This window comes from Brevundimonas sp. UBA7506, assembly GCF_002479495.1.
Taxonomy (GTDB): Bacteria; Pseudomonadota; Alphaproteobacteria; order Caulobacterales; family Caulobacteraceae; genus Brevundimonas.
Genome location: NZ_DLNQ01000005.1, coordinates 560376 through 580501, shown reverse-complemented (window position 1 = coordinate 580501; position 20126 = coordinate 560376). Strand labels below are relative to the sequence as shown.

At 66.3% G+C, this 20126-nt stretch carries 22 protein-coding genes and 4 tRNA genes; 14 read left to right on the top strand and 12 right to left on the bottom strand.

From position 1 onward, the window contains the following. Positions 1 to 108: 108 nt before the first annotated feature. The 5 genes from B3K53_RS04645 (at position 109) to B3K53_RS04625 (ending at position 1766) form a co-directional block, all read left to right on the top strand. Positions 109 to 183, top strand: a tRNA-Glu gene (locus tag B3K53_RS04645). A 159-nt stretch (positions 184 to 342) separates the two neighbouring features. Next, positions 343 to 417 (top strand) — tRNA-Glu (locus tag B3K53_RS04640). 160 nt (positions 418 to 577) lie between these two features. Then, complete coding sequence (locus B3K53_RS04635) at positions 578 to 1126, top strand: cold-shock protein (protein ID WP_292082929.1); 549 nt, start codon at positions 578 to 580, stop codon at positions 1124 to 1126. 25 nt (positions 1127 to 1151) lie between these two features. Further along, a complete protein-coding gene (locus B3K53_RS04630; RefSeq protein WP_292082928.1) occupies positions 1152 to 1622 on the top strand; it encodes a DUF192 domain-containing protein in 471 nt (156 codons plus the stop codon). Between the two features lie 67 nt (positions 1623 to 1689). Next, positions 1690 to 1766 (top strand) — tRNA-Pro (locus tag B3K53_RS04625). A 147-nt stretch (positions 1767 to 1913) separates the two neighbouring features. Here the strand turns inward: B3K53_RS04625 and B3K53_RS04620 are convergent. The 3 genes from B3K53_RS04620 to B3K53_RS04610 form a co-directional block, all read right to left on the bottom strand. After that, positions 1914 to 2132, bottom strand: coding sequence for a DUF7660 family protein (locus tag B3K53_RS04620; protein ID WP_292082927.1), 219 nt, complete (start codon positions 2130 to 2132; stop codon positions 1914 to 1916). A gap of 170 nt (positions 2133 to 2302) precedes the next feature. Continuing rightward, positions 2303 to 2659, bottom strand: coding sequence for a hypothetical protein (locus tag B3K53_RS04615; protein WP_292082926.1), 357 nt, complete (start codon positions 2657 to 2659; stop codon positions 2303 to 2305). Between the two features lie 95 nt (positions 2660 to 2754). Next, entirely contained in the window at positions 2755 to 3474 is a 720-nt protein-coding gene (locus B3K53_RS04610; protein WP_292082925.1) for a polysaccharide biosynthesis/export family protein, read from the bottom strand. 118 nt (positions 3475 to 3592) lie between these two features. On the opposite strand from B3K53_RS04610, the gene B3K53_RS04605 reads away from it, so the two are divergent. Both B3K53_RS04605 and B3K53_RS04600 read left to right on the top strand, forming a co-directional pair. Then, on the top strand, positions 3593 to 5038 hold the full coding sequence (locus B3K53_RS04605; RefSeq protein WP_292082924.1) for a GumC family protein: 1446 nt from the start codon (positions 3593 to 3595) through the stop codon (positions 5036 to 5038). Between the two features lie 56 nt (positions 5039 to 5094). After that, a complete protein-coding gene (locus B3K53_RS04600; protein WP_292082923.1) occupies positions 5095 to 5796 on the top strand; it encodes a hfsB in 702 nt (233 codons plus the stop codon). Here B3K53_RS04600 and B3K53_RS04595 read toward each other — a convergent pair. The 5 genes from B3K53_RS04595 to B3K53_RS04575 are packed head-to-tail and all read right to left on the bottom strand — an operon-like array spanning position 5793 to position 11416. Next, positions 5793 to 6743, bottom strand: coding sequence for a glycosyltransferase family 2 protein (locus tag B3K53_RS04595; RefSeq protein WP_292082922.1), 951 nt, complete (start codon positions 6741 to 6743; stop codon positions 5793 to 5795). The genes B3K53_RS04600 and B3K53_RS04595 overlap by 4 nt on opposite strands. Beyond that, complete coding sequence (locus B3K53_RS04590; protein WP_292082921.1) at positions 6740 to 7483, bottom strand: polysaccharide deacetylase family protein; 744 nt, start codon at positions 7481 to 7483, stop codon at positions 6740 to 6742. Before B3K53_RS04590 ends, B3K53_RS04595 begins: the two co-directional genes overlap by 4 nt. Then, positions 7480 to 8412 (bottom strand): glycosyltransferase family 2 protein, encoded by a 933-nt coding sequence (locus B3K53_RS04585; protein ID WP_292082920.1) that lies wholly within the window; start codon positions 8410 to 8412, stop codon positions 7480 to 7482. The genes B3K53_RS04590 and B3K53_RS04585 overlap by 4 nt, the downstream gene beginning before the upstream one ends. After that, entirely contained in the window at positions 8409 to 9860 is a 1452-nt protein-coding gene (locus tag B3K53_RS04580) for a lipopolysaccharide biosynthesis protein (protein WP_292082919.1), read from the bottom strand. Before B3K53_RS04580 ends, B3K53_RS04585 begins: the two co-directional genes overlap by 4 nt. Further along, on the bottom strand, positions 9860 to 11416 hold the full coding sequence (locus B3K53_RS04575; RefSeq protein WP_292082918.1) for an exopolysaccharide biosynthesis polyprenyl glycosylphosphotransferase: 1557 nt from the start codon (positions 11414 to 11416) through the stop codon (positions 9860 to 9862). The genes B3K53_RS04580 and B3K53_RS04575 overlap by 1 nt, the downstream gene beginning before the upstream one ends. A gap of 136 nt (positions 11417 to 11552) precedes the next feature. Here B3K53_RS04575 and B3K53_RS04570 point away from each other — a divergent pair. Next, positions 11553 to 11644: transfer RNA gene (locus tag B3K53_RS04570), tRNA-Ser, on the top strand. An 11-nt stretch (positions 11645 to 11655) separates the two neighbouring features. On the opposite strand, the gene B3K53_RS04565 is transcribed toward B3K53_RS04570, so the two are convergent. Next, a complete protein-coding gene (locus B3K53_RS04565) occupies positions 11656 to 11868 on the bottom strand; it encodes a hypothetical protein (RefSeq protein ID WP_292082917.1) in 213 nt (70 codons plus the stop codon). A gap of 287 nt (positions 11869 to 12155) precedes the next feature. Between B3K53_RS04565 and B3K53_RS04560 the strand changes: the two genes are divergently transcribed. From B3K53_RS04560 to B3K53_RS04545, 4 genes are all read left to right on the top strand, one after another. Further along, positions 12156 to 13553 (top strand): ammonium transporter, encoded by a 1398-nt coding sequence (locus tag B3K53_RS04560; RefSeq protein WP_292082916.1) that lies wholly within the window; start codon positions 12156 to 12158, stop codon positions 13551 to 13553. 136 nt (positions 13554 to 13689) lie between these two features. Then, complete coding sequence (locus B3K53_RS04555) at positions 13690 to 14364, top strand: TorF family putative porin (protein ID WP_292082915.1); 675 nt, start codon at positions 13690 to 13692, stop codon at positions 14362 to 14364. Positions 14365 to 14481: 117 nt separating this feature from the next. Then, on the top strand, positions 14482 to 14784 hold the full coding sequence (locus B3K53_RS04550; RefSeq protein WP_292082914.1) for an SCP2 sterol-binding domain-containing protein: 303 nt from the start codon (positions 14482 to 14484) through the stop codon (positions 14782 to 14784). 76 nt (positions 14785 to 14860) lie between these two features. Further along, on the top strand, positions 14861 to 16069 hold the full coding sequence (locus B3K53_RS04545) for an acyl-CoA dehydrogenase family protein (protein ID WP_292082913.1): 1209 nt from the start codon (positions 14861 to 14863) through the stop codon (positions 16067 to 16069). A 61-nt stretch (positions 16070 to 16130) separates the two neighbouring features. On the opposite strand, the gene B3K53_RS04540 is transcribed toward B3K53_RS04545, so the two are convergent. Together B3K53_RS04540 and B3K53_RS04535 are read right to left on the bottom strand one after the other, a co-directional pair. After that, positions 16131 to 16367, bottom strand: a complete 237-nt coding sequence (locus B3K53_RS04540) for a hypothetical protein (RefSeq protein WP_292082912.1) — start codon at positions 16365 to 16367, stop codon at positions 16131 to 16133. A 59-nt stretch (positions 16368 to 16426) separates the two neighbouring features. Further along, on the bottom strand, positions 16427 to 17032 hold the full coding sequence (locus B3K53_RS04535) for a sigma-70 family RNA polymerase sigma factor (RefSeq protein ID WP_292082911.1): 606 nt from the start codon (positions 17030 to 17032) through the stop codon (positions 16427 to 16429). 171 nt (positions 17033 to 17203) lie between these two features. On the opposite strand from B3K53_RS04535, the gene egtB reads away from it, so the two are divergent. Further along, positions 17204 to 19357, top strand: a complete 2154-nt coding sequence (gene egtB, locus B3K53_RS04530; RefSeq protein WP_292082910.1) for an ergothioneine biosynthesis protein EgtB — start codon at positions 17204 to 17206, stop codon at positions 19355 to 19357. A gap of 74 nt (positions 19358 to 19431) precedes the next feature. On the opposite strand, the gene B3K53_RS04525 is transcribed toward egtB, so the two are convergent. Continuing rightward, positions 19432 to 19659 (bottom strand): general stress protein, encoded by a 228-nt coding sequence (locus B3K53_RS04525; RefSeq protein ID WP_292082909.1) that lies wholly within the window; start codon positions 19657 to 19659, stop codon positions 19432 to 19434. A 188-nt stretch (positions 19660 to 19847) separates the two neighbouring features. On the opposite strand from B3K53_RS04525, the gene B3K53_RS04520 reads away from it, so the two are divergent. Then, positions 19848 to 20126, top strand: a complete 279-nt coding sequence (locus tag B3K53_RS04520) for a hypothetical protein (protein WP_292082908.1) — start codon at positions 19848 to 19850, stop codon at positions 20124 to 20126.

Sequence of the window (20126 nt, the reverse complement as noted above, 5' to 3'; positions counted from 1 at the left end):
GGTTTCCAGCGTGGCCGAGCGCAGGTCTTTGAAAAAGTCGCACAAACTGCGCAGCAAGCGCTTGCAAGCGGCGGAATCGACGGCTATTACCCCGGTCCTCCGCGCAGCGGTCCCTTCGTCTATCGGTTAGGACGTCAGGTTTTCAACCTGAAAAGAGGGGTTCGACTCCCCTAGGGACTGCCACGCGGAGCCTTCGCTCTCCCCCGACATCGACAGCCTCAATCGTTCCGCAAGGGGCGTTTTCGCGCGCATGGTGCGTCGGCGAAGTCTTTGTTCGGAAAGTTGAAAAACAGACTTGCGTCGTCCGAAGAGGGCGGCTATCAGACCACTCCTCCGCGCAGCGGTCCCTTCGTCTATCGGTTAGGACGTCAGGTTTTCAACCTGAAAAGAGGGGTTCGACTCCCCTAGGGACTGCCACGCGGAGCTATCTCCCTGACATCGATGGTTTCCGGCGCGTTTTGCTGCGGCGCGCCTTTTTGTGCGCCCGCGACCTTAAAATCGTCATTTTTGTTTTTCCGCCACTCAAAGAACCGTGTTAATCATAGCGGCTGCGCGCGTTGCAGGCGGGGGTTGTGAGTTGTCGGATTACGACGAGATTGAAGCGCCGGACATCGTTTTGATCGCCGGTACGGTGAAGTGGTTCGATCCGGGCAAGGGGTACGGCTTCATCGTGCCTGACGAGCCGGACCTGACGGAATTGAAAGACGTGCTTTTGCACGTCAGCAGCCTGCGGGACGGGGGGCATGAGGCCGCCGCTGAAGGTGCCGCGATCACGTGCGAGTGCGCGCGCCGGCCCAAGGGTTGGCAGGTCGTGCGCGTCATTGATCTGGGCGAAGGGGCGCCCTTGCCGGTGCGGCGAGAGGCGGCGCGTGCTTCGGTGTCGCCGCGGGCGGCGATAGACGCTTCTGCGGACGGTCCCATGGAGACGGCCGTCGTCAAATGGTTCAATCGCACCAAGGGCTATGGATTCGTGGTGCGCGACGGCGCGGCCGGCGATATCTTCGTCCATGTCGAAACGCTGCGGCGCTGCGGACTGGATGATCTGGTGCCGGGCGATGCGGTGCAGGTGCGGTTCGCCGACGGTCCCAAGGGGCTGGTGGTGGCTGCGATCAGGCCGGGCGAATAGGTTTCGCCCTCTAAGGGGCGAAGTCATGGGTTTCTCGCGTCGTATCGTGCTGGCGGCCGCACTGGCGGGCCTGGCCTCGGCCTGCGCGCCCAAGGGGCCGGTGGATGCGGCAGGGCGGCCGCTGGAGCCGCTCAGCATCGTCACGGCCTCGGGCGAGCACAGGTTCATGGTCGAGATCGCGGATAACGAGGCCGAGCGCGAGCGCGGCCTGATGTATCGTCCCCCTCTGGAAGACGACCGGGGGATGCTGTTCCAGTTCCCGGCGGCGACCGAGCAGAGCTTCTGGATGAAGAACACGCCCAGTTCTCTGGACATCATCTATATCGATCCGCAGGGCCGCATCGTCTCCATCGCCAGCCACGCCACGCCCTATTCAGAAACGCCTCTGCCCTCGAACGGGGCCGCCAACGGCGTGCTGGAGCTGCGCGCGGGCCGTGCCGAAGAAATCGGCGCCAAGCCCGGCGACCAGGTCCGCCACAGCTTCTTTCGTCCCTGATCCAGATTAAGGCGTTGAATGCGTTGCGGTCCGGCGCCCGCCGTGTCATGAGGGCGCTCCATCGGATCGGGGTGTAGCGCAGCCTGGTAGCGCATCTGGTTTGGGACCAGAGGGTCGGAGGTTCGAATCCTCTCGCCCCGACCATGGGTTAGCCTGTTTGGGCGGGGCGGGTTTTAAGCTCGCTCAAGCGGCGGAAGCGCTGTCTTTCGATCGGTCTCTCGATCAAAATTGACCTTGGTTCCCAAAAGCAGCCGCGACGAACGTCCGCAGTGGGTGGATAGCGGACGTCAGCTACTCGTAACCAATGGCGGCGGTGATGACTTCGGCAGCGTGCCGCCATGGGTTGGCCTGGACGGCTTGCTGCGAGTCTTGCGCCCATGCCTGCATCGCTTCCAAGAAGCTGGGCAGGTCAATGTTTTCCCAGTCCTGGCCGCCAGAAATGAGTTGCTGCCTAAGCACGCCGACATAGGCAGCGAAGCTCTTGCGATCGTCAACTTGGTCGTGTTCCATGGCCAAACCTAACAGCAATCCGCAATCCGCAAACCTGAAAGCGGACTCTGTCAGCGTCGCTGACGGGTCGATTTCAGTCCTGTGCTTCGGTGCCGAAAGCGGACGTTGGCCGCTAAGCCGAAAAGCGGGCACCGTCGACGTCAGCTAGGCGTTGTTAGCGGACCCGATGGTCAGCCAGAAACCAAGCGATAAGTGGCGTGGCTTTCGATCCATTCACCCTGACGCCGATTTTTCCAGACCTTCGGCTCGGGAGTGAAATCGCACAGTTCGACATGCACGGTCTCGGTCGGCTCCCATTTCGCATCGGCATACCGAAGCTGAAGCACGACCGTCGAACCAGACAGGCTTTCGCCACTGATTGGTTCGTCGAGCTGGACCACGACAGCACGCGATCCATTCTGATCGGGTATGAACTGGCTCACCGTGCCAAGAACCGATGTCCGACCGGACAGCCAAGCGGGATCGGGTTCATAGCCGCCGCCAAGCCGCACGCGGTCCCCTATAGTCAGGCTATCTTGGGTCGACATCGGGCGACATTGGATTGTTGTGCTCGTGTCCGCAATGGGTCGAAAGCGAACCATGACGCCCTCCCGAATATGGAAGCTCGTCAGGATGGGCCTGTTCAGGTCGAGGCGTAGCCGCCGTTCAGGGCGTAGCTGAAGCCGATTGGCAGGGCTGAACGGAACAGGGTGAAGAAGGCCGCCAGTTCGCCCAGGGTCGAGCGCGGGACGAAGATGATGTCTCCGCGTCGCAGGGCCACAGCTTCGCCCCGACGGGGGCGCAGATCCACCACGCGCATCATGCGCACGCCGCCCGGTCCGCGCCGGATCAGGGCGGCTTGCCGGGTCTTGGCCGAGGGCAGGGCGCCGCCAGCCTGGATCACCGCCTGATAGGCGTCGATGTCGCCGGGCATGTCGAAGACGCCCGGATTGCGGACCTCGCCGTCGACCCAGACCTTGAGCGGACCGGCCAGACGCAAGGTGACCTCGACCTCGGGGCGTCTGAGCTGCGTGGCGTAACCCGCTGAAATATCGGACTCGAGCTGCGACAAGGTGCGGTCCGCCGCCATCACGTGCCCAAGCAGGGGCAGGGAGATGCGGCCGTCCGGCCCGATCTTGAGTTGGCGGGTGAGCTCGGAGGCGGTGGGGGTCGCGACCTCGATCTCGTCGCCGGGGTACAGGAGGTACTCGGGCTCGACATCGGTCCAGTCGGCGAAGTCGATGTCGGGGAAGCGGTCGGAGGAAACGCCCTGAATGCGGCGAGCGTCGTCCGCAGCGGCGGCGCCACAGCCGGTCAGGCCGGCGGCCAGGGCCATCAGGACGAAGCGGCGATCAGGCATCATGGAGGCGGCGACCTGGCTGAGAATGCGGACGGAAGGTGAAGCTGAACGGTTATGGGTAACGCGTGGTTAACGCACAGGCCGCAAAGGTGCGATCGACTTCAACGGAATCCCCTGGTTCATGCGTTCGACAGCCTATGCTGCAGCCCGACCGCGATACGGCGTCATCGACGTCGTGGCGCTGCTGTTGCGCGAGCTGTGGATCATGGTGCTGGTGTTCGCCGTCCTGTTCGCCATCGGCGTGGCGGCGGCGCTGACGATGAAGAAGACCTACACGGCCGGCGCCAGCCTGTTCGTCGGCGTGGGCCAGGAATATGTCTATCAACCGCGCGTGGGCGCAACCGACCGCGCCACGCCGCCCGCCGCGGGCGAGGTGGCGCAATCGGAAGCCGCCATCCTGAACAGCCTGGAGGTCAAGCAGCGGGTCGTCCGGGCTCTGGGGGTCGAGACTTTTCAGGAAGGGCATCCCGCAACAGGAACTTTGCAGGAGCAGGAAGCCTCGGCCGTGCGCGCCGTCAGCGCGGGTCTGGATGTGACGGCCGCGCCGCTGAGTCCGGTCGTCGGCCTGTCCTACAAGAGCGATGATCCCGCCCTGTCGGCGCGGGTTCTGAATACGGTCATCGACCAGTACCTGACCTATCGTCGGGAGGTGTTTCAGGACCGGGCGACCCCCGCCATCCAGACGCAGCGCCAGACCTTCGAGGGCGAACTGGCGGACGCCGACCGGGCCTATGAGGCCTTCCTGAGCAGCAACGACATCGGCGACTTCGCCACGGCCAAGGCGACCCTGGCCGGAACCTATCAGTCGGTCTTTGCGGAACGAATGAACGTGCAGGCGCAGTTGAACCAGGCGTCGCAACGGCTGGCGACCCTGGTGGCGCAGCAGAACCGCACGCCGGCGGAAATCGCCCTGCAGCAGGATCTGAACATTTCGGCGCAAGACCAGATTCTGCAGCTGCGGACCCAGCGCGAAACCTTGCTGGCGCGCTATCAGCCCGATGCGGCGCCGGTCCGTGAGATCGAAACCCAGATCGCCCAGTTGCAGTCCTATGTCGGCACCGGCACGGCGGTCGGCGCCAAGGAGGTTCGCACCGGACCGAATCCCATCTGGGTCGAGCTGGAGACCACGCGGATCAACGCCCAGGCGGAACGCGACTCGCTTGCGGCGCGTCTGGCTGTTCTGGACCGCCAGGTGGTGGATCTGCGCGCGCGTCAGGCCCGCCTCACCGAGCTGGAGTCGCGCAACGCCACCCTGTCGGGCAATCGCGAGGTTCTGTCCGCCTCGATCCGCGAATTCCAGCTGCGCGAGACCCAGAGCCGCGCCGATAACGAGCTGGTCAAGGCCGGGGCCGATAACGTCACGGTCATCGAGCGCGCCCAGCCTCCGTCCAAGGGCAAGAGCATGAAGGCCTTGCTGCTGATCGCCGCCTTCCTGTTCGCCGGGTTCACGGCGCTGTGCGTCGGCCTGCTGCGCGTCTTCCTGCGCAAGGGCTTCTCGACGCCGTCCACGGCCAGCCGGACGCTGCAGCTTCCTGTGCTGGCGGTTGCGCCGATGAAGCGCGCCTGATCGGCGGACGGCCATGCTAGGCTGACCGCTTGAGGGCGAGCGTGTAACCGATTCGAATGGTCGATCTGACGACGGAAATGGCGGGACTGTGGGCGGCGCTGGGGCCGGCCTCGGCGCATCGTGGCCGTGTGATCCAGTTCGTCTCGGCTACGTCGGGCGAAGGAACCTCGACTGTGGCGCGCGAGTACGCGCGGCTGGCGGCGGTCCGGGCCAGGAAGCCGGTTTGGTTGATCGACGGAGATCTGGCGCAGCAGGGCCAGATGGACTCCATCGGGGCGGAACCCGAGCGGTTCGGGCGCTTGACCATGCCGGTGCAGGCTTCGCCCGACGGGTCGGCCTTCTATGTGGTGACCCCGCCCATGCGAGGCCGGGACGGACGGCCGGTCGCCCCGGCGCGTCTGATGACGGCGCGAGCCTGTCTGGGGGGGCGTCTGTTCGTCACTCGTTTCCATATGGAACTGACGCGCGCCGGCCAGCGGGTCGAGGCCTTGGGCGAAGCCCGCTACTGGGACGCGTTGCGGACTCATGCCGACACTGTCGTCATCGATACACCCGCAGCGGACCGCAGCGACATGGCGATCACCTTGGCGCCCTTCGTCGACGCCACCATCATCGTCGTGGCGGCGGAAACGACAGCAGCGGGCGATCCCGTGGTCCTACGAGACGAGATCGACGCTGTGGGCGGCCATATCGCCGGGGTGGTGATGAACCGCTCGATCTGGACGCCGCCGTCGATCCTGAGACGCCTGGCGGGCTAGAGCGAAGCCTGGCGCTCCAGCCGCGCCAGTTCGCGCGTGCCGTAAAAATGCGGCTCGAAGCCCTTCATCCAGAACAGTTTTCCGATCCCGCGCGCGCAGCGGTCCAGCATATCTGCGCGACGAGGGCTGGCGACCAAGGTCAGTCCGAGCGCTGCGGCGCCCCAGACAGCCGCCTGTGCCGCGCCGACCATCATCCAGCGCGCGACGGCCCACCAGTCCCGCGCGGCGGCGGCGGTCTGGCTGGGGCCCTGACCATAGGCGAAGGCCCGTGTCAGGGCGTAGCGCAGCGTGGCTCGGTGGGGCGGCGCGAACTCATCGACCCATGCGTCTGCGGCCCAGCCGAAGCGTCCGCCGCGCGCCGCGAGAGCCGCGAACAGGGCGTCGTCCTCGCCGCCCGATTGATCGGCGGCGGCGTTGAAGGGGGCGGCGCCGGGCAGGGCGGTCGCCCGCACCAGCAGGGAGTTGCCGCAGCCGTAAGGCGCGTCGATCAACTGGGTCCGGTTGGGGCCCTCGCGACCGAAGAAGCGCTCCAGATAGGGGCGGGTCCAGCCGGTCCCGTCCGGCACGCGACCGCGGACCGGACCGAAGACGGCGTCGGCGTCGGTCATGACCTGCGCCGCGATCAGAGCGGCGAGCCAATCCGGCGAGGCCGATTCATCATCGTCGAGAAAGGCGATCAGGGGCGCGGTTGTCGCCGCCAGCCCTTCATTGCGGGCGGTGGCGACGCCGGGGCGCGGGGCGTGTCGCCAGACGATCGGAATCAGGGCGGCCTCCGCGGCGAGGCGCGCGGTCACGTCGCGCGAACTTGCCTGGGGGTCATTGTCGACCACGACGATTTCTCTCAGGCGAGCTGACACGCCGGTCTGGGCGAGCACCGATCGGACGGCGCGCTCCAGGCTTTCCGGGCGGCGCAGGGTCGGGATGATGACGGCGACGTCGGCGGTCATGCGCTCAAGACCTCGCCCACGGTGCGGATGTCGCATCCGGCTGCGCGGGCGTGGCGGATGAGCCGCTCCAGTGCGTCGGGCGTGCAGCCCCAGGGCGACGGCGTTTCGCGCACGTCGTGGGTGTAGAGGATCAGCCAGGCCTTTTCGGCCACGGCACGGTCGATCCAGCCGCGAGCAACCAACTCGCCGTCGGCGCCCTCGATGCCGACGCCGGGCAACTGGTTGCGGTCGCCGCCGTCATGAACCAGGCCCTTGTGGACCCCGCGTAGCGAGGCGTAACGGGCGCCGAGCTGCTTCTTGGCGCGCGGCGAGACCTCGCCGTAGGGATAGGCGAAATGGACGGGGTGTGCGCCGAGGCGGTGCAGGGCAGCGTCGTTGGCGTCCAGATCCGCGTTCAGGTCCGCAGGCGCCGTACGGTGGCAGTCCACATGATCGAGGGTGTGGCCGGCGACTTCGTGCCCCTGATCGACCAGGGCGCTGATCTCGGCGGCGTCGGCGAAGCGGCCCATATGTCCCTCTTGTCCGAAAAGGCCGGCGCAGACGTAGAAGGTGCCGCGCGCGTCGTGCTTCTCGAGGGCTGCTGCGCCAGCGTGAGCGGCGCTGGCGGGAATGTCGTCAAAAGTGAAGCTGACCGTAGGCCGCGTCAGGTCGAGTTGGGCTGGGCGTTGGTGGGTCAGTCGGGCGAAGCGGCGACGCAGCTTGCCCATCAGGCTGACATCGGGGGTGTAGGGCTGGATCATATCGCCTCCGCATAGAGGGCGACGCGGTAGAGCCGCAGGCTGAAGGCGCGCAGGGCGACGGGCAGGATGGGCAGGCGTGCGGCCTGTTTGAACAGCGGGCGGATGGCCTTGAGACCCGGCACGGCCTGCAGGCGTCGCGCGACGCGGTAGCTGGGATAGGCCGCGACGAAATCGGGATGGCGAGCCACCACGCGGGCGAAGTTGGGCGCGGACTGCTCGTACTTGGCGGCCAGGCTGTCGACCGTGTCCAGGCCCATGTGGGTGGCCGGGTTGTCGATGTGCTCGACCTTGAAGCGGCGCGAAACCCGCATGGCCCATTCGACGTCTTCCCAGCCCCAGCCGCTGAAGCCTGTGTCGAAGGCCTCGGTCTCGAATACGTCGCGGCGAACCAGCAGGTTGGAGGTGAAGACGTGCTTTTCGGGCTGAAGCGCGCGCTGCTCGCGGGGCGTGCAGTCGGAGCGCGCCGCCATACTGCGATGGACGGCGAAGCGGGCGTCGTCCGGGGCCTGCAGCAGGGAAAAGCCGCCGAAGGCGACGGCGGTGTCCCTTGTCGCAGCAAGGTCGGCCCAGGTCGTGAGGAAGCGGTCATGGTCGGGGCGCATGTCGCTGTCGAGGAACAGCAGGCTGGATCCGCGCGCCGCGGCCGCCAGCCGGTTGCGACCGACCGACCGGCCCTCGTTTTCCGACAGGGAGATGAGGCGGATCGGCAGGGCGCTGGCCTCGATCCGCGCGATCAGGCGCGCTGTCAGGTCGGGGTCGTTTGTGCCGTCGTCAAGAATGACCAGTTCGGCCGCCCCGTTCAGCCTTGAGGCTTCCCGGTCGAGCAGCTCGATCAAGGACTCGGGATCGTCGCGGAGAAAGGGGATCAGCACCGACAGGGCCGGGCGGGCCGAAAACCAGGCGAGGTTGTCGTGAACGGCGGCGGTCATGCGGCGGCCCTGCGGGCTTGAACCGCGCCATGAAGGCGGCGGGCCAGATCGCGGACGCCGCCAGCGTTGATGGCGAAGGCGCAAGCGCCATAGACCGTCGCTCCGACCGAGGCGTCCAGCATCAGCTCAGGGAAGCCTCCGATAGACGGAAGGAACCAGAGGGCGCAGGCCATGACGACGCAGCACAGGCCGCACTGGACCAAGGTGGTCCACGGCACCGGCAGCGCCAGGACGCGCCGACCCATCGCCCAGGACGCGACCAGGCCGATGGCGAAACTGGCGGCCGTGGCCCAGGCGGCGCCGAGAACGCCGAAAGGGGGAATGAGCACGATATTCAGCGCGACATTGGCCAGGGCCGGGACGCTCATGGCGGCCAGAAGCCAGCCGGTGCGACGGCCCAGGGTGAAGGCCTGATGGAAATAGTACACCGTCACGCCCGACAGCAGGGCCGACAGGGCGATCCACGGCGTGACCAGGGTTGCGGCGTCGCGCAGATCCTCGCCGATCATGAACTCAGACAGGGGGCGCGCCACCAGGGCCACGCCCACCGCGGCGGGCAGGCCGATCAGGATCAGGGTCGAAGCCTGCTCGCGCGCCGCCTTGACCAGTTGCTCGCGCCCGCCGCGTTCCAGCGCCATGACGAGGGCGGGCGTACCCGCCGTCCCCAGCCAGATGAACAGGACGTCGAGGGTCCGATTGGCGATGCTGTAGCCCGCGTGATAGGCGCCGACCGCCGCCTCGTCCATGAACAGGGCCAGCAGGAAACGGTCGGTGGAGGCCAGGACCAGGGCCAGGCCCAGCGAGGCGGCGATGGGATAGCCATACACCGCATAGGTTTTCAGACGCTCGCGATCGACGCGGCCCCGACGGGCCTCGCTGAGTTCAGCGGGCAGGATGAAGGGCAGGGCGAACAGGGGGGCGATCAGCAGGCCCGCCAGAGGGGCGGAGGCGCCCCCGCCGGACAGGGCGAAGGCCGCGCCGACGCCGAAGCCGGCCAGGGTGTTCCAGATGTCGAGGCTGGCGGCCTTGCGCACTTCGCCCGCCGCGCGATAGCGCTCCTGCGCCAGCTTGGTCAGGCATCGCACGGGAATGCCAAGCAGGGCCACGGCGATCGGCAGGCGGAAGCCTTCGGGCATGGGCCACAGCCAGATCGCCAGACCCGCCAGCGGGAGGAACAGGCCGGTCATGATGAAGGTTGTGCGGTACAGGCTGGCGAAATGGCTGGCCATGTCGGCCCCGTCGCGCTGGGCGGCCCAGAATCGCGCCATGGCGGCTTCCAGCCAGCTGAAGGTCGCGACGTGCGCCATGGTCATGACCGAGAAGGCCAGGGCGTAGCGGCCGAAATCCTCGGGGCTGAGCAGGCGCGTATAGACGATGATGGCCAGGAAGCCGACGACGCCCTGGATGATGTTGGCGGGCAGGTAGCCCAGCACTCCACGCCAGAACATCAGCGCACCGCCATCCGGTCCCCCAGCAGGACGGGAATGGTCACGGCGATGATCCAGAGATCCAGCCAGAAGGACTGGCGCTCGACGTAGTCGATGTCGAGCTGGACGCGGCGACGCACTTCGGGCGCGGTGTGCATGGGCCCGCGCGAGCCCTTGATGGCGGCCCAGCCGGTCATGCCCGGCTTGATCCGGTGGCGATGAGCGTAGTCAGCGACCAGCCGGGCCGACTCGACCTCGCCAGTCTTCATGCCGATGGCGTGGGGGCGGGGCCCGACCAAGGACATCTCGCCGCGAATGACGTTCAGCAACTGCGGCAACTCATCCAGGCTGGTGGCGCGAAGGAAACGACCGATGCGCGTGATGCGGTCGTCGTCGGCCGTGACCTGACGGCTGGCGGTCGCGTCGGCGTCGGCGTGGCGCATGGTGCGGAACTTCCACACCACGATCTCTTCCTGATTGAAGCCGTGTCGACGCTGGCGGAACATCGCCGGACCGGGGCTGTCCAGTCGGACCAGCAGGGCGATGAGCAGCAGGGCCGGCGACAGCAGCACCAGGCCGATGGACGCCAGCACCATGTCTTGCAGTCGCTTGTTGAAGGCGCGGCGCTCCAGATCGGGCGGTCCTTCGAGCGGAGCCATCGGCGCCTGGGCCAGCTTCTCCAGCGCCGCGTTGCGCTGTTCTGCTGTTTTCGGATCGATCAGCAGGGTCAGGCTGATAGGCAGGACGCTCAGGCGGGCGGTCAGGTCTCGCACGCGCGCTTCCGCCTTGGGGTCGATGGCCAGGACGATCCGATCGAGGTAGGGGGTCAGCCGATGATTCAACAGGGCGTCGGCTTCGCCCAGGACCGGCACGCCCTCTACGGCGTCGGGCGATCGCGCCAGGCGGTCGTCAAACACGCCGAGAACATTCACGTCGCGGCGTTGCAGCGCTTCACGGATCAGGCGCTCGGCATGGCGGGTCGCGCCGACCACGGCGATATTGGGGGTGAGCGCGCCCTTGCGTCGCCAGTCCGCGACCATGAGGCTCCAGCCGGCGTGCAAGGTCAGCAGCAGGGCCAGAACCCCGACGCTCCAACGACCATAGACCGCCCAGGGCGTCGCCGCGCCGTGAAGACCGTAGCCCAGCGCCGCGGTCAGAGCCGCGCCGATGCCGGCGACACAGGCCACCGCGCCAAGGTGTGACGGGAAGCCATGCCCCTTGTCGAAGCGATAAAGGCCCAGGGATCGAAGAAGGCCCAGAATGGCGGATCCGCCCAGGAAGAGGGGCGCCGCGTCGATCAGACGCACGGCCATCGGTGCGCCGCCTGCAAGTGCTGCGAGGCCGGCGATGACCGCGGCGCTGACTCCCAGAACATCGACAACCCGGAAATAGAAGACGCGCCGCCGCGCGGCGTTGCGCTGGCGCGTGTTCAGCCAGAGGTCGGGTCGGAAAGGGCCGCGCCGCGCACGACGGGGAGGGGGCGCCGAATCGCGCGCCGTCGATCCCGAATCAGTGGTGCGTCGCACCCGAAGACCGGCGCCGTCCGCTGTGGGAAGTAGGTTTTCGGCGGACGTCATGGGGCGAACGGCGTGATCCAGAAGCTCATATATCCGCTATTTCCTTGCATGCCGCACGTCTATCCCCCGTTAACGCGATAGAATTCAGCTCCCCCGTTGCGCAGCGTCCAAGGACTCGCTATCCACGCCGCCTGCCGGAGACGTGGCCGAGTGGCTGAAGGCAACGGTTTGCTAAATCGTCGTACCCTGTAAGGGGTACCGAGGGTTCGAATCCCTCCGTCTCCGCCAGAAACTTCCTGTCATTGCCGATCTTTCGCCTTGGCGCCCTTCGGGGCGAGCGAGGGTTCCGGCCTGCTCGAAGCGGAATGGTTCAGGTCTCTGGCCGGGACGCCGTTCTGGAGCAGGATGCGCCGCACGATATCCGGCGCGCCGATGACCGGCATGGGTTGACCGAAAACCGTCTTCCACAGGTGGTTCAGATGAGCGTCGTCGGGGGACAGTTGAGGGTTCACGGGGCGGCCTCTCGCATCAGCTTTGACGGCCATCCTAGGGGGATGCCGAGCGCGCAATCGTAAAAACCTGTCAACTTGGTGATTTGGGGACGCAGGGATGTGCCAGAGCGCTAGTTGTTGGTGGAGGATTTCACTTCTCTCGAGTTTAGGAGAATTTCATTCCGTGATGCTGTCTCGCTTCATGACTGCGCGGTGAAAAATTCTCAGGTCGCCGCATTTTTCCTCTTGTCGAGTTCGCGGATGCAATAAACAGTTCGCAACTGCGAAACGCATGAGGGGATACGCGCATGACGCAGTTCAAAAACAGCTTACCGGGGCTACTCGCCCTGCTTTGTCTCACCGGGGGGCTATTCGCGGTCGGCGCGGCGCTCGCAGCGCCCGACGCCGCCGTCGTCGCCAACGTCGCCAATGCCGCTGTAACAGCGTCGGAGCCTGCTCCGGCGCTGTTTTCACATCAGGTTCCGCTGGAGCTGGACGCTGCGGGCACGGCCTGGCTGGGGACGTCCACCGCCCTGGTCCTGCTGATGACCCTGCCGGGTCTGGCGCTCTTCTACGGCGGCATGGTGCGCCGCAAAAACGTGATCGCGACGATCACCCAGTCGGTCGCCGCCTTCGCCGTGGTGTCGCTGACCTGGTTCATCGCCGGATACACCATCGCCTTCGGCACGAACGGCGACGCCGGGGTCAATCAGTACATCGGCAGCCTGGACGCCCTGTTCCTGAACGGGGTGACGGTCGACACGGCGCACAGCCTGCTGCCTGGCATTCCTGAGTTCCTCTGGGTGTCGTTCCAGCTGACCTTCGCCATCATCACCCCGGCGCTGATCACCGGGGCCTTCGCCGAACGGCTGAAGTACTCGGGCATGCTGCTGTTCACGGCCCTGTGGTCGCTGGTGGTCTATGCGCCGATCGCCCACTGGGTCTGGGGCGGCGGCTTCCTGGGCGCGCAGGGCGTGCTGGACTTCGCCGGCGGCGCCGTGGTGCACGTCAACTCGGGGGTGGCGGGTCTGGTTTGCGCCCTGTTCCTCGGGCCGAGGAAGGGCTACGGCGTCGAGCCCATCACGGCGCACAACCCGGTTCTGACGATGATCGGCGCCTCGCTGCTGCTGGTCGGCTGGATCGGTTTCAACGCCGGTTCGGCGGGGGCGGCCAACGGCCTGATGGGCGCGGCCCTGATCAACACCCTGCTGGCGGCGGCCGCAGCTTCGCTGGCCTGGAAGTTCGTCGAGGTCGTCTACAAGAAGAAGTGGTCGCTGATCGGCGTCCTGTCGGGCGTGGTCGCAGGTCTGGTCGCGATCACGCCGGCTGCGGGCTTTGTCGATCCCAAGGGGGCGGTCATCATCGGCCTGATCGCCGGTCCGGCCTGCTACGTCTCGTCGGTCTGGCTGAAGAAACTGCTCAAGTATGACGACAGCCTGGACGCCTTCGGCCTGCACGGCGCGGGCGGTCTGGTCGGCGCTCTGCTGACGGGCGTCTTCGCCTCGACGGCGATCAACAGCCTGTCGGAAGGGGCCAATATCGGGGCTCAGGCCCTGGGTCTGGTCTGGACCATCCTGTGGAGCGCGGTCGGCACTCTGATCATCCTGCTGATCTGCAAATACACGACGGGCCTGCGCGTCACCGACGAGCAGGAGACGGAAGGCCTGGACGCCCACCTGCACGGCGAAGTGCTGGACGGCGTTTGAGGCGAGGGGGCGGGACGCGGCGCCTCCCCGCCGCGTCCCGTCAGGGATTAACCTTCGCACAAGGCTCGTCAGTCGCTTTTCATCAACGACTTGCGGGCAGACGTGCGGCAATCAAAAAACAATGAGGGGATATGTCATGAAACTAGCTCTTATCGGCGCCAGCGCGCTGGTTCTGTTCGGCGCGGGCTCGGCCCAGGCGCAGACGCAGCCCGAGGTGGCGTTCAACATCGGCGTGGTCAGCGACTACGTCTTCCGCGGCGCCAGCCAGACCAATGAAGATCCGGCGCTTCAGGGCGGGATCGACGCCACGTTCGGCAGCTTCTACGCCGGAACCTGGGCGTCCATGGTCGACTTCGGGGACGACACCGACGCCGAAATCGATCTTTACGGCGGCTATCGCACCGAGGCGGCGGGCTATGCGCTGGACTTCGGCGTGCTCGGCTACTTCTACGTCAATGAGCCGAGCGGCGCGGACTATAACTTCGTCGAGTTCAAGGCTGCGGCTTCGCGGGCCGTCGGACCGGCGACCCTGGGGGCTGCGGTCTATTATTCGCCGGACTTCTTCGGCGTGGACGACAGCGCGACCTATCTGGAAGCCAATGCCGCCTACGCCCTGGCGGACAAGTGGACGGTCTCGGGCGCGGTCGGCCATCAGTGGCTGGACGTGAGCAGCGACTACGCCACATGGAACCTGGGCGTGGCCTATGCCCTGACGGACAATCTGGCGGTGGACGTGCGCTACCATGACACGGACGTGGACGGACCGCTGACCGACGACCGTTTCGTGGTCGGGCTGAAGGCCAGCTTCTAGGGATCGGCGGGGCGGCGACACGGCGCGACCGGTCGCCGCTTTCCCTAGCGTGATCTTGGCGCCGCCCTCGCAGCGGGCTACGCCTGCGCCTCAATCTTGCTCTTGGGAGAGACGCACATGGACCTTAACGCCGTCACCGATCACATCCGTAACGCCGTTGGCGACAACTCGGGCCTGGGCAAGACCGTCAAGCTGGACCTCGGCGACGTCGGCAAGATCTTCATCGACGGGGCTTCGGCGCCCAACTCGGTGACCAACGAAGACAAGCCCGCTGACGCCACCGTTTCGATGAAATGGGATGACTTCGTCGCCCTGTCGGAAGGCAAGCTGGATCCGATGATGGCCTTCATGCAGGGCAAGCTGAAGATCGCCGGCGACATGATGATCGCCCAGAAGCTGGCGCCGCTGCTGAAGCGCTGATGCGTTTCTGAGCAGTCAGAATTATCACGGCGCGGTCCCCCGGGGCCGCGCCGTTTTGCTGTCGGAGGAACAGCCTATGAATTTCCAGCCGAGCGAACGCGGCCTGCACTGGCGCGAACGCGTGCGTCGCTTCATGAACGAACAGGTCCTGCCCCGTGAAGCCGAGTACCGCGCCCAGGTCCATGCCGATCCGAGGACCCAGCCGGCGGTGATGGAGGAACTGAAGGCCAGGGCGAAGGCCGAAGGGCTGTGGAACATGTTCCTGCCGGGGGATCACGGTGCGGGCCTGAGCAATCTGGAATACGCCCCCATCGCCGAGTTGATGGGCCGGGCCCTGTGGTCGGCTGAGGTGTTCAACTGCAACGCCCCTGACACCGGCAATATGGAGGTCCTGCACATGTACGGGGACGCCGCGCAGCAGGAGCGCTGGCTGAAACCCTTGATGGCGGGCGAAATCCGCTCGGCCTTCCTGATGACGGAGCCCGAGGTTGCCTCGTCGGATGCGACCAACATCCAGACCAGCATCGTCCGTGACGGCGATCACTATGTGATCAACGGGCGTAAATGGTGGTCGACCAATATGGCGCACCCGAACGTCGCTGTGACCATCGTCATGGGCAAGACCGACCCGGAGGCGGCGACGCACCAGCAGCAAAGCCAGATCATCGTGCCGGTCGACACCCCAGGCTTCCGCGTCGAGCGGATGCTGTCGGTGTTCGGCTATGACGAGGCGCCGATCGGCCACGCCGAGGTGGTGCTGGAGAACGTCCGCGTTCCGGTCGATAACCTGATCGCAGGCGAGGGGCGGGGCTTCGAGATCGCTCAGGGGCGGCTGGGGCCGGGCCGTATCCACCACTGCATGCGCGTGATCGGCGCGGCCGAAAAAGCGCTGGAGTTGATGGTCGAGCGGCTGCTGAGCCGCACCGCCTTCCGCAAGAGCCTGGCCGAGCATTCGGTGTGGGAGCAGCGGGTGGCCGAGGCGCGCACCAATATCGAGATGTGCCGCCTGCTGGTGCTGAAAGCCGCCTGGATGATGGACGAGGTCGGGGCCAAGGGCGCCAAGTCGGAGATCGCCCAGATCAAGGTCGCCGCGCCGCGCATGGCCCTGAAGGTCATCGACGACGCCATCCAGGCCTTCGGCGGAGCCGGCGTGTCTGGCGACACGCCTCTGGCTGAGCTTTACGCCACGGTGCGCACGCTTCGGATCGCCGATGGGCCTGACGAGGTGCACAACCGCACCATCGCGCGGCTGGAGTACGTTCTGCACGGCGGTCTGCGTCGCTAGAAAGAGATCGGGGCCGTGGCGTTCGCCATGGCCCCTTTTGCTTAACCGCCGACCGTGTCCGTCAATGCCGCTTGTCGGGCCGGAACAGCTGATGCCGGTGGTGCGAGCCGATGCCGCCTTCGGTCACGTCGCTGATGAAGAAATTCTCGCTGTGGCGATGTGGCGGCTCTGAGCCGAAGTGCTGCCGAATCCAGTTGGCGAAGCCGGATTTTCTGACTTCTGGTCCGCTGGATTGGGCTGACGACGGCGCGTCCTGGGCGGACGTCTCTCGGGGGGGCATATGCAGGGGGTTCATCATGATCGACTCTCCCAAAAACTGAGTCATCAACTTGGGAAATCTGCCCTCGTTCCCTCTGCCTAGCTGTCATTCCCGATTACATTTTGGACAGCTTCCAGAGGTGCTTCCATGTCCAGCAGTGTCGCTAGCCGATGCCGGGCGCGGTTGACGCGGCTCTTGATCGTGCCGACGGCGCAGCCCGAGATTTCGGCCGCCTCCTGGTAGGACAGGCCCACTGCGCCGACCATGACGATCGCCTCGCGGTGTTCTGGGGGAAGAGCGTTCAGCGCCGCTTGCAAGGATCTTAACTCGGCTGTCCATTCCTGGCTGGGTTCCGCCGTCAGGCCGGCTGCGTAGCGACCTTCTTCGTCAAGCACCTCACGACGGCGTTTGGCGGCGCCTGTGTACCAGCTGTTTCGCAAGATGGTGAAAAGCCAGGCGCGCAGATTGCTGCCTGGCTCGAACCGTGTCCGGTGCGCCCAGGCCTTGGTCAGGGTCTCCTGCACCAGGTCGTCAGCGTCCGCCGCATTGCGCGACAGGGAGAAGGCGAAGGCGCGGAGAGAGGGCAGGAAGTTGGTCATCGCATCGCGCCAGTCGACCGGGTCGATAATGCCGACGGGGCGACGGGAGGCGGTACGACGCGGGCCATTGTCCTGCGGCCCGTCAGGCACGCGAACATGGGGCATGCAACGGGAATCCTGAAGTCTGGGCCGCGCGCCCCCAACGCGGGTCGTGAGTGTCAGAAACGTCGCCTCGTCGCGACCGTTCCGCCGAGCGAGCGCAGAGCGGCCCAGCGGAACCGGGTTGCGCCAGCCTGCATTCAAGAGAGCTGGACAAGACTTTCCTCAGAGAGATCAATGACCCAAGCCGTGCGGGCGACGACGATCACTGGACGGGATGATGAGGTCTATCGGCGGGTGAGGGCTCGCATGCCGGATTTGGCCGCGGGGCTGTCGGCGGAGGATCTGGCCGCCCAGTCCATGTCGGAGGCCAGTCCGGGCAAGTGGCATCTGGCCCATTCCAGCTGGTTCTTCGAGGCGATGATCCTGGCGCGGCGGGCGGGCTATGTTCCCGTTGATGAGCGCCTGAACCGGCTGTTCAATTCCTACTATGAGACCCTGGGCGAACGGGTCGAGCGGGGAGAGCGGGGGCTGATGACCCGCCCCTCGCTGGCCGAGGTCATGGCTTATCGCGACGAGATAGACCGTCGCATGGAGGCGCGGCTGGCCGAAGGACTGGACGACGGGTCTGAACGCTATCTGTTCGAGCTGGGCCTGAACCACGAAGAGCAACATCAGGAACTCTTCCTGATGGACCTGCTGAACCTGATGGCGCGTTCGCCGCTGGATCCGCCGGCCTATGAGTTCGAGCCGCGTGCAAAGTCGCTACAAGAGCGGCGCGAGGGGTGGGTTTCATTCGAAGGCGGGTTGGCGGAGATCGGCGCGGGCGAGGACGGCTTCGCCTTCGACAACGAGAAACCCGTCCATAAGATCTGGCTGGAGCCTTTCTCGCTGGCCGCCGACCTGACGACCAATGCGGACTGGATCGCCTTCATCGACGACGATGGCTATCGGCGAGCCGAGTTCTGGCTGTCGGACGGCTGGGCGCGGGTGAAGGCGGAGGGCTGGACGTCGCCCCTTTACTGGCGGGAGGAGGCGGCAGGGTGGAGCGTCATGACCCTGGCGGGGCGGCGACCCGTTGATCCAGCCGCGCCGGTGCGCCACGTCAGCTTCTACGAGGCCGACGCCTTTGCACGATGGTCGGGACGGCGGTTGCCGACCGAGGCGGAATGGGAGCAGGCCGCGCGGGCCTCAGCCGGGGCCTTCTCGAACCTGGCGGGCGAGGTCTGGCAATGGACGGCCAGCGCCTATGCTCCCTATCCGGGGTTCCGTCCGACCGAGGGGACGGCGGCGGAGTATAACGGCAAGTTCATGGCCAATCAGATGGTCCTGCGTGGCGGGGCGTTCGCCACGCCCGAGGAGCATACGCGGCCCAGCTATCGCAACTTCTACTATCCCCATCAGCGCTGGATGTTCGCGGGTGTCCGTCTGGCGGCGGACGGAGCCTTGGTCGAGGAGACGGGCGCGCACGACGCCTTTCGTCAGGACATGATCGACGGCCTGTCGCGCCGGGTGAAGGCCCTGCCGCCCAAATGGTTTTATGATGCCGAAGGGTCGCGGCTGTTCGAGGAAATCACCCGTCTGTCGGAGTACTATCCCACCCGGCAGGAGGCGGCCTTGCTGCGGCGGGTGGCGCCGGAATGGGCCGAGCGCTTCGGCCCGGACGCGGTGCTGGTCGAGTTGGGCTCTGGGGCCAGCGAGAAGACGCGGATCGTGTTGAACGCGGCACGAGACCTCGCGGCCTACGTCCCCATCGACATCAGCCCGACGGCGCTGAATGAGGCGGCCGAGCGTATTGGCGCCGATTATCCGGGCCTGAGGGTTCTGCCGGTGGTCGGCGACTTCGAGCACCTGGCGCCGCCTCCCGACAAGGCCGGGCAGGGGCGAAGGATCGGCTTTTTCCCGGGATCGACCATCGGCAATCTGACGCCAGAGGCCGCGGTGGCCTTGCTGCGGTCGGCGCGGCAGGTAATGGGCGAAGGCAGCCTGTTCATCCTGGGCGTCGACCTGGTGAAGTCGCCAGAGGTTCTGATTGCGGCCTATGACGACGCCCAAGGGGTGACGGCGGCCTTCAATCGCAACCTCCTGGTTCGCGCCAACCGCGACCTGGGCATGGATTTCGAGCCCGAGGCTTTCGACCATGTGGCGCTTTGGAACGCCGAGCATTCGCGGATGGAGATGCACTTGCGGGCCGCCCGGCCGATGACGGTGCGCCTGGGCAAGCTGGCCTTCCGCTTCGGCGAGGGCGAGACCATCCACACCGAGAGTTCGCGCAAGTATGACGAAGCCTCTGTTCGGGCTTTGGCTTCGGCGGGCGGGTGGCGTCTGGAGGCGTTCGAGGTCAGCGCGTCCCCAGCAGTCGCTCTGGCGCTACTGGCAGCGGAAGAGTAGGGCGGAGACCAGTAGCGCGTAAAAAAAGCGGCGCGCCGAAAGGCGCGCCGCTTCAATGCATGATGCAGACGATCTCAGCCCTTGGGGGCGTCGTTGTCTGTCTTGCTGCGAGATCCATGCGAGGCCTCGCCGCCCTTGCGGCCCGCCTGGGCGGCCAGGCTGCGGTCCTGAGAGAAGCTGCGCTTCTCGCTGGGGACGCTGGCCCCGCCCTTGCGGGCGATCTCGCGTTGGCGTTCGGGGTCCATCGAGGCGAATCCTCGTTTGGAAACACCCGACCCGCGGGTGGGCTGACCTTCGGCCATCGGTTGTTCCTTTCTAAGACGGCGGCGCTTGGCTGATGAACCCGGTCGGAAGGTCTAGGTTCCGGGGAAGGATGATTTCCTCGTTCGCCGACCCGCGCGACCCACGGCGGATGAGACGCGCCCGGGACGTGCTCGGAACCCCGGCGGGCGCGGCGGGTTGATCGGCCATCCCCAAAAGGACTTGAGACATGCCTGATCCCTATGCGTCCACGCCCTCGCCGGAAGACATCGTCAACGGCAGTTCCTACCGTTCGCAGACGCTGGAAGAGGAAGCCGACGCCATTCTGGTGCGTGGCGCCTCGCCAAGGCCCTTGCGGGCGGCGGTGCGCGAAGACGCGGCCGAGGCGAGGGTCTGGGCTGATCGACGCGTCAAACGGGTGCGCGACGCCATCCGGGACGAGCCGATGCGGGCGACGCTTTATGCCTTGGGAATCGGAGTGATCATCGGCCTGCTGGCCGCGCGCTAG

What these genes read in the sequence shown, in the direction of transcription:
- B3K53_RS04630 (WP_292082928.1), top strand. Translation starts at nt 1,152, where the DNA reads ATGGGTTTCTCGCGTCGTATCGTGCTGGCGGCCGCACTGGCGGGCCTG.
- B3K53_RS04620 (WP_292082927.1), bottom strand. Translation starts at nt 2,132, where the DNA reads ATGGAACACGACCAAGTTGACGATCGCAAGAGCTTCGCTGCCTATGTC.
- B3K53_RS04615 (WP_292082926.1), bottom strand. Translation starts at nt 2,659, where the DNA reads ATGTCGACCCAAGATAGCCTGACTATAGGGGACCGCGTGCGGCTTGGC.
- B3K53_RS04610 (WP_292082925.1), bottom strand. Translation starts at nt 3,474, where the DNA reads ATGATGCCTGATCGCCGCTTCGTCCTGATGGCCCTGGCCGCCGGCCTG.
- B3K53_RS04605 (WP_292082924.1), top strand. Translation starts at nt 3,593, where the DNA reads ATGCGTTCGACAGCCTATGCTGCAGCCCGACCGCGATACGGCGTCATC.
- B3K53_RS04600 (WP_292082923.1), top strand. Translation starts at nt 5,095, where the DNA reads ATGGTCGATCTGACGACGGAAATGGCGGGACTGTGGGCGGCGCTGGGG.
- B3K53_RS04595 (WP_292082922.1), bottom strand. Translation starts at nt 6,743, where the DNA reads ATGACCGCCGACGTCGCCGTCATCATCCCGACCCTGCGCCGCCCGGAA.
- B3K53_RS04590 (WP_292082921.1), bottom strand. Translation starts at nt 7,483, where the DNA reads ATGATCCAGCCCTACACCCCCGATGTCAGCCTGATGGGCAAGCTGCGT.
- B3K53_RS04585 (WP_292082920.1), bottom strand. Translation starts at nt 8,412, where the DNA reads ATGACCGCCGCCGTTCACGACAACCTCGCCTGGTTTTCGGCCCGCCCG.
- B3K53_RS04580 (WP_292082919.1), bottom strand. Translation starts at nt 9,860, where the DNA reads ATGTTCTGGCGTGGAGTGCTGGGCTACCTGCCCGCCAACATCATCCAG.
- B3K53_RS04575 (WP_292082918.1), bottom strand. Translation starts at nt 11,416, where the DNA reads ATGACGTCCGCCGAAAACCTACTTCCCACAGCGGACGGCGCCGGTCTT.
- B3K53_RS04560 (WP_292082916.1), top strand. Translation starts at nt 12,156, where the DNA reads ATGACGCAGTTCAAAAACAGCTTACCGGGGCTACTCGCCCTGCTTTGT.
- B3K53_RS04555 (WP_292082915.1), top strand. Translation starts at nt 13,690, where the DNA reads ATGAAACTAGCTCTTATCGGCGCCAGCGCGCTGGTTCTGTTCGGCGCG.
- B3K53_RS04550 (WP_292082914.1), top strand. Translation starts at nt 14,482, where the DNA reads ATGGACCTTAACGCCGTCACCGATCACATCCGTAACGCCGTTGGCGAC.
- B3K53_RS04545 (WP_292082913.1), top strand. Translation starts at nt 14,861, where the DNA reads ATGAATTTCCAGCCGAGCGAACGCGGCCTGCACTGGCGCGAACGCGTG.
- B3K53_RS04540 (WP_292082912.1), bottom strand. Translation starts at nt 16,367, where the DNA reads ATGATGAACCCCCTGCATATGCCCCCCCGAGAGACGTCCGCCCAGGAC.
- B3K53_RS04535 (WP_292082911.1), bottom strand. Translation starts at nt 17,032, where the DNA reads ATGCCCCATGTTCGCGTGCCTGACGGGCCGCAGGACAATGGCCCGCGT.
- egtB (WP_292082910.1), top strand. Translation starts at nt 17,204, where the DNA reads ATGACCCAAGCCGTGCGGGCGACGACGATCACTGGACGGGATGATGAG.
- B3K53_RS04525 (WP_292082909.1), bottom strand. Translation starts at nt 19,659, where the DNA reads ATGGCCGAAGGTCAGCCCACCCGCGGGTCGGGTGTTTCCAAACGAGGA.
- B3K53_RS04520 (WP_292082908.1), top strand. Translation starts at nt 19,848, where the DNA reads ATGCCTGATCCCTATGCGTCCACGCCCTCGCCGGAAGACATCGTCAAC.